The 12,508-nt window shown below is 55.6% G+C and carries 10 protein-coding genes; 6 read left to right on the forward strand and 4 right to left on the reverse strand.

The window, feature by feature from the left end; genetic code table 11:
• The first annotated feature begins 76 nt into the window (after positions 1-76).
• Positions 77-1,612, forward strand: coding sequence for an acetaldehyde dehydrogenase ExaC (exaC, locus tag DZE2538_RS00435; protein ID WP_019844175.1), 1,536 nt, complete (start codon positions 77-79; stop codon positions 1,610-1,612).
• Positions 1,613-1,732: 120 nt separating this feature from the next.
• Here the strand turns inward: exaC and xylB are convergent, their stop codons facing one another.
• Positions 1,733-3,193, reverse strand: coding sequence for a xylulokinase (gene xylB / locus DZE2538_RS00440; protein ID WP_038915307.1), 1,461 nt, complete (start codon positions 3,191-3,193; stop codon positions 1,733-1,735).
• A gap of 154 nt (positions 3,194-3,347) precedes the next feature.
• Positions 3,348-4,667 carry a xylose isomerase gene (gene xylA, locus DZE2538_RS00445; RefSeq protein ID WP_012882822.1) on the reverse strand — a complete coding sequence of 440 codons (1,320 nt, stop codon included), beginning with the start codon at positions 4,665-4,667 and terminating at the stop codon, positions 3,348-3,350.
• A gap of 366 nt (positions 4,668-5,033) precedes the next feature.
• On the opposite strand from xylA, the gene xylF reads away from it, so the two are divergent.
• The 4 genes from xylF to xylR all read left to right on the forward strand — a co-directional run bounded on the left by xylF (position 5,034) and on the right by xylR (position 10,275).
• Positions 5,034-6,029 carry a D-xylose ABC transporter substrate-binding protein gene (gene xylF, locus DZE2538_RS00450; protein WP_038912803.1) on the forward strand — a complete coding sequence of 332 codons (996 nt, stop codon included), beginning with the start codon at positions 5,034-5,036 and terminating at the stop codon, positions 6,027-6,029.
• A gap of 79 nt (positions 6,030-6,108) precedes the next feature.
• Positions 6,109-7,650, forward strand: a complete 1,542-nt coding sequence (locus DZE2538_RS00455; RefSeq protein WP_038915309.1) for a xylose ABC transporter ATP-binding protein — start codon at positions 6,109-6,111, stop codon at positions 7,648-7,650.
• The gene (gene xylH / locus DZE2538_RS00460) at positions 7,628-8,812 is read left to right on the forward strand and encodes a xylose ABC transporter permease XylH (RefSeq protein ID WP_038912805.1); all 1,185 of its coding nucleotides are present in this window, start codon (positions 7,628-7,630) and stop codon (positions 8,810-8,812) included. Before DZE2538_RS00455 ends, xylH begins: the two co-directional genes overlap by 23 nt.
• A 203-nt stretch (positions 8,813-9,015) precedes the next feature.
• A complete protein-coding gene (gene xylR / locus DZE2538_RS00465) occupies positions 9,016-10,275 on the forward strand; it encodes a D-xylose utilization transcriptional activator XylR (RefSeq protein WP_038915310.1) in 1,260 nt (419 codons plus the stop codon).
• Between the two features lie 37 nt (positions 10,276-10,312).
• Here the strand turns inward: xylR and DZE2538_RS00470 are convergent, their stop codons facing one another.
• Together DZE2538_RS00470 and DZE2538_RS00475 are read right to left on the reverse strand one after the other, a co-directional pair.
• Positions 10,313-10,885 (reverse strand): DJ-1/PfpI family protein, encoded by a 573-nt coding sequence (locus DZE2538_RS00470; RefSeq protein WP_012882827.1) that lies wholly within the window; start codon positions 10,883-10,885, stop codon positions 10,313-10,315.
• 269 nt (positions 10,886-11,154) lie between these two features.
• Positions 11,155-11,433 carry a metal/formaldehyde-sensitive transcriptional repressor gene (locus DZE2538_RS00475; RefSeq protein WP_038915311.1) on the reverse strand — a complete coding sequence of 93 codons (279 nt, stop codon included), beginning with the start codon at positions 11,431-11,433 and terminating at the stop codon, positions 11,155-11,157.
• A 99-nt stretch (positions 11,434-11,532) separates the two neighbouring features.
• On the opposite strand from DZE2538_RS00475, the gene DZE2538_RS00480 reads away from it, so the two are divergent.
• Complete coding sequence (locus DZE2538_RS00480) at positions 11,533-12,438, forward strand: nickel/cobalt efflux protein RcnA (RefSeq protein ID WP_038915312.1); 906 nt, start codon at positions 11,533-11,535, stop codon at positions 12,436-12,438.
• Positions 12,439-12,508: the final 70 nt, after the last annotated feature.

Raw genomic sequence — 12,508 nt, forward strand, 5'->3', positions numbered from 1 at the left:
CTGCCGCGCGCAGGGGCACCGGCATGAGGCCGCGTATCTTCTGCAATGACACGTCGTGTTACCAAAGGAGAAAGGAATGGACATCGATAACACAAGCCGGGTGAAACCTGGTGAGTACGGCCCTGCCCTTACGCTGAAAAAGCGTTATGACAACTTTATCGGCGGCGCGTGGGTCCCGCCCTCCGGTGGAGAGTATTATGTCAACCTGACGCCGGTGACCGGGCAACCACTGTGCGAAGTCGCCAGCTCCAGCAGCCGTGATGTTGATCATGCGCTGGATGCCGCTCACAAAGCCAGCGCGGAGTGGGGTGCCCTCTCTACCCGAGAGCGTGCGCAAATCCTCAACCGGATAGCTGATCGTATGGAGGCGAATCTGGAACTGTTGGCCAGCGCAGAAACCTGGGATAACGGAAAGCCGATCCGCGAAACCATGAATGCCGATGTGCCGTTGGGCATCGATCATTTCCGTTATTTTGCCGCCTGTATCCGCGCGCAGGAAGGGTCGATAAGTGAAATCGATCATGACACTGTCGCCTACCATTTCCATGAACCGCTGGGCGTTGTCGGGCAAATTATCCCCTGGAACTTCCCGCTGCTGATGGCGTGCTGGAAGCTGGCACCAGCGCTGGCTGCCGGTAACTGCATCGTGCTGAAACCGGCCAAACTGACCCCGCTGTCGGTGCTGCTGCTGATGGAATTGATCCAGGATATTCTGCCGCCGGGCGTACTGAACGTGGTGAACGGGGCGGGCGGGCAGATTGGTGAATATCTGGCGACATCGCCACGCATCGCCAAAGTCGCCTTTACCGGCTCGACCGAAGTGGGCCAGCAGATCATGGGGTATGCGGCGCAGAACGTTATCCCGGTTACGCTGGAGCTGGGCGGCAAATCGCCGAACATTTTCTTTGCCGACGTAATGGACCAGGAAGACAGTTTCTTTGACAAAGTGCTCGAAGGGTTCGCACTGTTTGCCTTCAACCAGGGCGAAGTCTGTACCTGCCCGAGCCGGGCATTGATTCAGGAGTCTATCTACGAGCGGTTTATGGAACGCGCCATCAAACGCGTCGAGTCTATTCGGGTCGGTAACCCGCTCGATAGCCAGACCATGATGGGCGCGCAGGTCTCCGCCGGTCAGTTGGACACCATCCTCAACTACATTGATATCGGTAAGAAAGAAGGGGCGGAAGTTCTGACGGGTGGGCACCGTAAAGTGCTGCCGGGGGAACTGGCGCAAGGCTACTATCTGGAGCCGACTATCCTGTTCGGCCAGAACAGCATGCGCGTGTTCCAGGAAGAGATCTTTGGGCCGGTACTGGCGGTCACCACCTTCAAAACGCCGGAAGAAGCGCTGGCGATTGCCAACGATACGCCGTACGGTCTGGGGGCGGGTGTGTGGAGCCGCAATACCAACATTGCGTACCGTATGGGGCGCGGCATTCAGGCAGGCCGTGTCTGGACCAACTGTTACCATGCTTACCCGGCCCATGCCGCGTTCGGTGGTTATAAACAGTCCGGTATCGGGCGTGAAACCCACAAGATGATGCTGGAACACTACCAGCAGACCAAATGCTTGCTGGTGAGCTACTCCGAAAAACCGCTCGGTCTGTTCTAACCCGACAACGGTGTGTTGTCGCCTGACAGACGATACAGGGGCTGCATCTGCAGCCCCTTTCTTTTGCCCGATATCTGGACGAGTTGCATTAACACCCCGTCCAGCGGGAAAGAGAAAAGATTAGGACATCAGCGGCAACAGAGACTGGTATAGCTGGCGGAATACGGTGCGCTGTTGCGTGTACTGCGCATGGCGCGTGGCGTCAGGCTGGTGAACCTGCTCCAGTGGCAAGGCGGGCAGTAACTGCGCCAGTGGTATGGTCGGATTCAGCGCGATTTGCGCCAGCCTTGCTGCACCCAGTGCCGGGCCCACATCGCCGCCAGTGCGGTATTCCAGCGTCTTGCCGCTGATATCGGCCAGCATTTGCCGCCAGTAAGCGCTGCGCGCACCGCCGCCAATCAGCGTGACCCGCTGAGGTTCCAGCCCGGTTGCGTGCAGGGCGTCCATCCCGTCCGCCAGAGCAAATCCCACCCCTTCCAGCACCGCGCGTGCCAGCGCGGCACGCCCGTGCGAGTGCGTCAGCCCCCAGAACGCGCCTTTGGCCTGTGGGTTGTTGTGCGGCGTGCGTTCACCAGACAAATAAGGCAAGAACCACACGGGCGTCGTGGTTTCTTCGGCGCTGGCCTGCTCAGCTTCGTTCAGCAGCGCCGCTACGCTGTCGGCATGGGTTAGTCGGGCGGCCCAGTCGAGGCAGGATGCCGCGCTCAGCATGACGGACATCAGATGCCAACTGTTGGGCAACGCATGGCAAAAGCTGTGAACCGCACGTTGAGGGTTGCTAAGAAAGCCGTTGCTAACCGCGAAATAGACCCCGGATGTACCGAGCGACAACATGGCCTGACCCGCCTGATAGAGGCCGACACCGATGGCACCAGCAGCGTTGTCGCCGCCACCCGCCACGACCGGCACTGATGTCATGCCCCAGCGCTCGGCGAGGTCGGCGCGCAACTGCCCGGTAATCTGGTTACCTTCGAACAGTGCAGGCATCTGGTCGCGGTTAAGCCCGCAGGCCGCGAGCAAGGGATCGTTCCAGTCGCGCCGGGCGACATCCATCCACAGTGTACCGGCGGCATCGGACATGTCGCTGGCGAAATCCCCCGTCAGCCGCCAGCGCAGATAGTCTTTTGGCAACAACACCTTGTCGATACGTTGAAAAATATCCGGTTCGTGTTGCTGTACCCATTTCAGCTTCGGTGCGGTAAAACCGGGCATCATCAGATTACCGGTAATGCGGCGGGCATCTGGCACCAGCTGTTCCAACTCTTGGCATTGTGATGCGCTGCGCCCGTCATTCCACAAAATGGCCGGTCGCAGTACCCGTTGCTGTGCATCCAGCAGCGTTGCACCGTGCATCTGGCCGGTTAGCCCGATGGCACGCACCGCTTTTAGCGTCTGCTGTGCCGCCAGAGCGCTCAAGGCGGCGTCGGTAGCCTGCCACCACATTTCTGGCTCCTGTTCTGACCAGAGTGGATGGGGGCGAGAGACACTTAATGGTGCGCTATGACTGGCGGCGACCTCGCCGTTTTCCCGTAATAAAATGGCTTTTACGCCGGATGTGCCAAGATCGATGCCGATGTACATAATGCCTCACTGTGACTCATGTGCGGTTATCAGGTTGCACCCTGATGCGGTGTACCCTGTGGTGATATCCGTACTGCTGGCGCAGAACCCAAAAACCGTATGGTGTGACGGGGTGTGCGCCAGCTTACATCTATTCAACTGAACAGATAGCGATTCAACCGAACAAATAGCGATTAACCAGATTTTCCAGCCGTTCCTGCTGCCCGCTGTGGTGCTGCGGGTTTAACTGGTGGCGGGTGGCGTAGCTTGCCAGCATATCCAGCGACGCGTTGCCTTGCAGGATTTGCTGGCCCAGCTCGCTATTCCAGCCTGCGTAGCGGTTGGCGACATGCTGATTGAGTTCGCCGTCTTCCACCATGCGGGCCGCCACTTTGAGCGACAGCGCCATCGTATCCATCGCGCCGATGTGGGCGTGGAACAGGTCGTAACGATCGGTACTTTGGCGGCGGACTTTGGCATCGAAATTGAGGCCACCGGTGGTGAAACCACCTGCTTTGAGAATTTCATAAAGTACCAGCGCATTTTCCTCTACGCTGTTGGGGAACTGGTCGGTATCCCAGCCGAGTTGTGCATCACCGCGGTTGGTGTCCACCGAGCCAAAGATACCGAGAGCAATCGCGGTGGCTATCTCATGATGGAAGGTATGCCCGGCCAGTGTGGCGTGATTGGCTTCGATATTGACCTTAATTTCCTTCTCCAGCCCAAATTGTTTGAGGAAGCCATAAACCGTGGCGACATCATAGTCGTACTGATGTTTGGTCGGCTCCTGGGGTTTGGGTTCGATCAGCAATGTACCGTTGAAGCCGATTTTGTGTTTGTGCTCCACCACCATTTGCATGAAGCGGCCAATTTGTTCGCGTTCCTGACGCAAGTCGGTGTTCAACAGGGTTTCATAACCTTCACGGCCACCCCATAACACGTAGTTTTCACCGCCCAGCGTTTTGGTGGCGTTCATCGCGCTAAACACTTGTGTCGCCGCCCAGGCGAACACGTCCGGGTCGGGGTTGGTGGCGGCACCGGCGGCATAACGCGGGTTGGTAAAGCAGTTGGCGGTACCCCAGAGCAACTTCACCCCGGTTTCTTGCTGTTTGGCGGCCAGAATCTCGGTCATGGCGGCAAAATTGTTCAGATACTCCTGAAGAGAGCCCCCTTCCGGTGCGACGTCGATATCATGGAAGCAGTAGTAGGGTGCCCCCAGTTTGTGCAGGAATTCAAAGGCGATATCGGCTTTACGTTTTGCCAGCGCCAGTGCGTCGCCGGACTGCTGCCAGGGACGGGCAAAGGCACCCGCACCAAACATATCGGAACCGTTCCAGCAGAAGGTATGCCAATAGCAGACCGCAAAACGCAAGTGGTCGGCCATACGCTTGCCGAGGACGAGCTCGTCAGGATTGTAATGGCGGAAGGCAAACGGATTGCGGCTGCCCTGACCTTCAAAGCGAACTTTTTCTATCTGATCAAAATAAGCGTGCATTGTTATCTCCTTGCAAACCACCGAAATAGCGGTATTCAGCCTTGTTTCAATATTCCGTTTGCTTTGCGATTTCCTCAATTACGTTATTTCACACTGAAATTCAGATAATTATTAACTGTGCGTTTGATCGCAAAAAATAACCGGAATAATCTGCAAAACCGCTCGCATGCTGATGTGTTAAGAAAAGGATTAACAAGATGAAAATATGACCGCTATCATAAAATAACAATTAAACCAAAAAACGTAATTCAGAGATAAAAATCAGCAATTGCTGAGCCTGACTTTTCTTGTCAACAATTCCATGCAACGTAGCCGTAAGTGAAGTGACGTTTTTATCCCGCCTTCCTATAACAAAGGTACTCTACGATGAAAATGAAACACGTATTACTGTCAGTCTGTGCTGCACTGGTCATGCTAGGCCAGCCGGGTTTTGCCAAGGAAGTGAAAATCGGTATGGCTATCGATGACTTACGCCTTGAGCGCTGGCAGAAAGACAGGGATATTTTTGTGAAAAATGCCGAAGAAAAAGGGGCGAAAGTGTTTGTGCAGTCCGCCAACGGCAATGAAGAAACACAGATTTCCCAGATAGAAAATATGATTAATCGCGGTGTCGATGTGCTGGTGATTATCCCTTATAACGGTCAGGTTTTAAGTAACGTGATTGCTGAGGCGAAACGAGAGGGAATAAAGGTACTGGCTTATGATCGTATGATTAATAATGCAGATATTGATTTTTACATTTCTTTTGATAATGAAAAAGTCGGAGAACTTCAGGCACAATATCTGATAAATAAGGTGCCGCAAGGGAATTATTTTCTGATGGGCGGTTCACCGGTTGATAATAATGCCAAGTTGTTCCGTCAGGGGCAGATGAAAGTGTTAAAACCCTTGATTGATAGCGGCAAAATTAAGGTTGTCGGTGACCAGTGGGTGGATGCCTGGCTGCCGGAAAATGCGCTAAAAATCATGGAAAACGCGCTGACCGCCAACAACAACAAAATTGATGCGGTAGTGGCCTCGAACGATGCCACGGCCGGTGGTGCGATTCAGGCGCTTTCCGCTCAGGGGCTGGCGGGTAAGGTCGCTATCTCCGGTCAGGATGCCGACCTGGCGGCCATCAAACGGATTGTGGCAGGGACCCAGACCATGACCGTTTACAAACCTATCAGCAAGCTGGCGCAAGAGGCGGCGACTATCGCGGTATCGCTGGGACAGGGGAAAAAGCCAGAGTCCAACGCCACGCTCAATAACGGCAAGAAAGACGTTCCCGCTTTCCTGCTGACGCCGATTCCGGTCGACAAGACAAATATCGACAGTACGGTCGTTGCCGACGGGTTCCACAAGAAAGCGGATATCTATTGATTGACGCGTTCGCCTGCCGTCCGGTCTGCCGCCACTGCGGTCGTGCCGGGCGAGCGGCATCGGCCAGGTGGAGGGGGGTATGCCGTATCTGTTGGAAATGAAAAACATCACCAAGGCGTTTGGGGCGGTGAAAGCTGTGGACAATGTCAGTCTGCAACTGGAGGCAGGGCAGGTGTTGTCGTTGTGCGGCGAGAACGGCTCCGGCAAGTCGACGTTGATGAAAGTCCTGTGTGCGGTTTATCCGTACGGCAGTTATGAGGGCAGCATCAGCTTTGCGGGCGATGAGCTGCGGGCCGGGCATATCCGCGACACCGAGCAAAAAGGGATCGCTATCATTCATCAGGAGCTGGCGCTGGTCAAAAACATGACGGTGCTGGAAAACATCTTTCTTGGCAATGAGTGGACACGCGGTGGCGTCATGGATTACGACGCCATGTACCTGCGCTGTCAGACCATGCTTGAACAGGTGCGTTTGAGTATTGACCCGCATACCCGCGTCGGTGAACTGGGGTTAGGCCAACAGCAACTGGTGGAGATAGCCAAGGCGCTGAACAAGCAGGTCAGGCTGCTGATTCTCGATGAACCGACGGCATCGCTGACGGAGAAAGAAACCGCGGTGTTGCTGGATATTGTGCGTGACCTGCGTCATCACGGTATCGCTTGTATCTACATCTCCCACAAGCTCAACGAAGTCAAAGCGATTTCTGATGTGATCTGTGTTATCCGCGACGGCAGGCACATCGGTACCTGCCCGGCAGACTCGCTCAGTGAAGATCAGATTATTGCCATGATGGTGGGGCGCGAACTGACGGAGCTGTATCCAAATGAACCGCATGAGATAGGCGAAGAGGTACTACGGGTCGAGCATCTGACCGCCTGGCATCCGGTTAATCGCCATATTCGTCGCGTGGATGATGTCTCGTTCAGCCTGCGCCGGGGTGAGGTGTTGGGGATTGCCGGGCTGGTGGGGGCGGGTCGTACCGAGACGGTGCAATGCGTGTTCGGCGCGTATCCGGGGCGCTGGCAAGGGGACATCCAGGTGGAAGGCAAACCGGTGACTATCCGCCATTGCCGACAGGCCATGGCGTTGGGGATTGCTATGGTGCCGGAAGACCGTAAAAAAGACGGCATTATTCCGGTGATGAGCGTAGCGCAGAACATCACGCTGGCCGCGCTCGATCAGTTCACTGGCGCATTGTCGGTCCTGCGGGATGCCGACGAGCAGCACAGCCTGCGGGAGTCGATAGCTCATCTGAAAGTCAAAACCGCCTCGCCTGAACTGGCGATTGCCCGTCTCAGCGGCGGCAACCAGCAAAAGGCCATTCTGGCGAAGTGCCTGTTGTTGCGCCCGAAAATCCTGATTCTGGATGAACCGACTCGTGGGATAGATATCGGTGCAAAATACGAAATCTATAAATTGATCAATCAGTTGGTGAAGCAACAGATCGCCGTCATCGTGATTTCCTCTGAACTGCCTGAGGTTTTGGGCTTGAGTGACCGGGTGCTGGTGATGCATCAGGGGCGGCTCAAGGCGGATTTACCCAACCGTGGGCTAACGCAGGAGCAGGTGATGGAAGCTGCATTAAGGAGTGAGCATCATGCTGAAAACCTGGCTGTCTGACCGTGCGCCTGTACCGGCGGCGTCTTCCGGTGACGCCACGCGTCGCCGTTCTTTCAACTTACAGGTGTTGGTGATGATCGCGGCGATCATCGCGATCATGCTGTTTTTCACCGTTATGACCGAGGGTGCCTATCTTAGCGCCCGTAACATCTCCAACCTGCTGCGCCAGACCGCGATTACCGGCATTCTGGCGGTGGGCATGGTGTTTGTGATTATCTCCGCCGAAATTGACCTGTCGGTGGGTTCCATGATGGGGCTACTGGGTGGCGTGGCGGCGATTCTGGATGTCTGGTACGGCTGGCCGTTACCCCTGACGGTGGCGGTGACCTTGCTATTGGGGTTACTGCTCGGGGCCTGGAATGGCTGGTGGGTGGCGTATCGCCGGGTGCCGTCGTTCATTGTCACCCTGGCGGGCATGCTGGCGTTTCGCGGTGTACTGATTGGTATCACCAACGGTACCACGGTATCGCCTACCAGCCCGGCGATGTCGCAGATTGGTCAGAGCTATTTGCCGGACGGGGTGGGATTCTTGTTCGGCGTTGTTGGGTTGATGCTGTTTGTGGCGTGGCGCTGGCGTCAGCGGTGGCGTCGTCAGCACCTGGGGTTGCCGGTGGCGGCGGCGTCAGGCGATGTGACTCGCCAGTCGCTCATGGCCGTCCTGGTGTTGGGCGCTATCTACCTGCTCAATGACTATCGCGGCGTGCCCACACCGGTACTGTTGCTGACGCTCATCATGCTGGGCGGCATGTTTATGGCATTGCGCACTGCCTTTGGCCGACGTATCTACGCGGTGGGCGGTAATATCGACGCCGCCCGGTTGTCAGGGGTGAATGTCGAACGCACCAAACTGGTGGTGTTTGCCATCAACGGCCTGATGGTGGCGGTGGCAGGACTGGTGCTGAGCTCCCGACTGGGTGCCGGGTCGCCATCTGCGGGGAATATCGCGGAACTGGATGCTATCGCCGCCTGTGTTATTGGCGGTACCAGTCTGGCTGGTGGGGTCGGTAGCGTGGCCGGTGCGGTGATGGGGGCGTTTATTATGGCATCGCTGGATAACGGTATGAGCATGCTCGATGTGCCGACCTTCTGGCAGTACATCGTCAAGGGCGGCATTTTGCTGCTGGCGGTGTGGATGGATACCGCTACTAAACACAAAGCCTGAAAAACGTAAGCTCTGAACACTATGGATAGCCGGGATGACGGTGCCTCTGTGCAAAATGAGCGAGACAGTTCGCAAAGTCAGTAAACGGGTTTGGGGTTGTCGGCCGACCGTGCTATGTAGGCGGAAGGTCGGCTTTCCGCGCCGGATGTTGTCCAGAAAGCCATGATGCTGCCGCCGCACGTATCCGAAGAGAACATATCGCCATGTTTGAGAAACGCTACCGTATTACGTTGCTGTTTAATGCCAACAAAGTATACGACCGGCAGGTGGTTGAAGGCGTCGGAGAATACCTGCAGGCCTCTCAGTGTGACTGGGATATTTTCATCGAAGAGGATTTCCGTTGCCGTATCGATAATATTCGCGACTGGCTAGGAGATGGGGTGATCGCGGATTTTGATGACCCGGCGATTATCGCCTTGCTGGCCGGGGTGCGGGTGCCGTTGGTGGGGGTCGGCGGCTCTTATCACAATCCACAGGATTACCCGCCGGTGCACTACATTGCCACCGATAATTACGCACTGGTGGAAAGTGCGTTTTTGCATCTGAAGAACAAGGGGTTGAACCGGTTTGCGTTTTACGGCCTGCCGACATCGGTGGGCAAAGGGTGGGCGCAGGAGCGGGAGTATGCTTTTCGCCAGTTGGTGGCGGCCGAGCAGTATCAGGGCGTGGTGTATCAGGGCATGGAGACATCACCGGACAACTGGCAGTATGCCCAGAATCGGCTGGCGGACTGGATTCAGACGCTGCCGCCACAAACCGGCATTATCGCGGTGACGGATGCCCGCGCCCGCCATTTGTTGCAGGTCTGCGAGCACCTCAACATCGCGGTGCCGGAAAAGCTGTGTGTGATTGGTATCGACAATGAAGAACTGACCCGCTATCTGTCACGTGTTGCGTTATCGTCGGTGGCGCAGGGCACACGACAAATGGGGTATCGGGCCGCCAAACTGTTGCATCAGTTGCTGTTGACGCCCAATGCGCTGCCGTTGCAGCGTATTTTGGTGCCGCCGCTTCGGGTCGTGGAGCGCAGCTCGACGGATTACCGTTCAGTGCGCGACCCGGCGGTGATTCAGGCAATGCATTTTATTCGCCATCACGCCTGCAAAGGCATCAAGGTTGAGCAGGTGCTGGATGCGGTCGGGTTGTCGCGCTCCAACCTTGAAAAGCGCTTCAAGGATGAAACCGGGCAGACGATTCATGGCATGATCCATGCCGAGAAGCTGGAACGGGCAAGAAATCTGTTGGTGTCTACCTCGTTGTCGATTAACGAGATTTCATCCATGTGCGGTTATCCCTCGTTACCGTATTTTTATTCGGTATTTCGCAAAGATTATAACCTGACGCCGCGTGAGTACCGCGAACGCTATGGCGAAGGGGGCTACGACGACAATCGTTACGGCAATCATCTCTGTGACAATCACCTCTACGACCATCATCAGGCGGTATTTTGTCGCTACCGATGACGGCACTGGTGCGCCGTCATCGTCGTCATGATGTGACTCAGGCGGGTACGCGCCAGTAGTCGTAATAGATATGTTCGACCTGGAAATTCACATCGTCTTTGTCGTCGCTCAGCAGACTGGCAAGGGTGAAGGCGAAGTCAAATGCGACGCCCAGCCCTTTGCCACTAATAAGGTTACCGTCTACCACGACTTTTTGGTCGACATACACACCGTCTGTGACATCTTTCCAGAGATCGCCGGAGCAGACGTAATGGCGTCCTTTGAGCAAATGGTTACCGCCCAGCACTCTGGCTGCCGCTGAACATAACGGGCAAATTAGCTTGCCAGCGTCATCATGGCGGCGAATAAATTCTGTCACCAGCGGGTTGGCGGCCAGGTTCACCGTGCCTTGTGGCCCGCCTGGGATCACCACGGCGTCAAATAGCCGGTCCATGTTTCTTTCCAACAGGGCATCGGCAAACATGCGGATATTGTGGTAGCTATGCAGCTCCAGCCGGTCGTGACAGGAAAGCAGGGTGACGTTGATTTTTGTACGATGCAGCACATCGATCACCATAATTGCTTCCGCTTCTTCGAATCCGGGAGCCAACAGAATGGCGACGTTCTTCATGGTATCTCCAGCAGTCATCAAGGGGAGTAACATCTGTGCCGCCGAGAATAGCAAAGAAATAGATTTCAATTGAAACATCGTTTCAATATTGAGCGGTGGGTCGCGTAATCGAGGTTTACTCATCCGTGCAGATGGTAATTAGCGTTATACTCGCTCCCTTCATGCCGTAATCACCACCCGACAAGACAGGAATGTGATTCAGTGACGATATGGCTTCATACAACTGATTTCCGGGGCCGTTTTTCTTGATCGCTGCTGCATCCTGATCGCTACTTCATATAGGAGCGAATCACCGTCACGATCGCTTCCAAATCGGTAGACCGTTCTGCCGGGTCTGCGTCTTCATTCATCAGATGGTCACGGATGTGGCCTTCCAGCACTTCGCCCATCAGCCCGTTCACCGCACCCCGAATAGCGGCAATTTGCTGCAGAATTTCCAGACATGAACGTCCTCCACCATCCAGCGCTTTTTCCAGTGCTTCTGCCTGACCTTTGATGCGTCTGACGCGTGTCAGCAGTTTCTTTTTTTCATGAATAGTATGCGGCATGGCTACTCCCGTCTTGTCTGACCCTATACTGGGGTATAGTATGATTATATCATTTTACCTTCAGGCTTACCCCGCGATCGCCTGATTCGGACGCTAACTATGACGGATTTTTCCTTACTTTTGCAGCAGGGCGTGACCAACGCCTGGTTGTTTATCCCCAGCGCCGTATTGTTAGGCGCGTTGCATGGCCTGGAGCCGGGGCATTCCAAGACGATGATGGCGGCATTTATCGTCGCGATCCGAGGAACGGTGAAGCAGGCCGTCATGCTGGGTATTGCGGCTACCTTGTCTCATACCGCTGTAGTCTGGTTGATTGCATTAGGGGGGATGTATTTGAGCCAGCAGTTTACCGCTGACTCCGCCGAACCCTGGTTGCAGTTTGTTTCCGGTGTGATCATCCTGGGGACGGCCAGTTGGATGTTTTGGCGCACCTGGCGTGATGAACGGGCGTGGAAACACCATCAGCATCACCATGATCATTCGCATCATGACCATGACCATGACCATGATGAGCATGCCCATCATCATCACCATCATAGCCATCCCCACCACAGCCATCATGGCGTTGCGCACGCGGTTACTAAGTCTGGCCATTCGCATGACCCGCTACAGGAACAGGGTGAATATCAGGATGCGCATGAACGGGCGCATGCTAACGAGATACGTCAGCGTTTCGCCAACCGGGAAGCAACCAATGGGCAGATCCTGCTGTTTGGGTTGACCGGCGGGTTGATTCCCTGTCCTGCCGCGATTACGGTATTACTGCTGTGTATTCAGGTAAAAGCGTTTACGCTAGGCGCCGCGCTGGTGGTGTGTTTCAGTATCGGGCTGGCGTTAACGCTGGTGGCAGTGGGCGTGGGGGCCGCGCTGAGCGTGCAGCATGCCAGTCGTCGCTGGCCTGGGTTCGCGGCGCTGGCGCGTCGGGCTCCCTATTTTTCCAGCCTGCTGATCGCGGTGGTGGGGGGATATATGCTGCTGCACGGCTGGGTACGTTTGCCGCTATAACCTTATTCATACTGAAATTCATACCGACAGGATGCGCGGGTGAGGGTGAAAAACGGCGATTTTCTGGTCT

Source organism: Dickeya zeae NCPPB 2538 (genome assembly GCF_000406165.1).
Lineage (GTDB): Bacteria > Pseudomonadota > Gammaproteobacteria > Enterobacterales > Enterobacteriaceae > Dickeya > Dickeya zeae.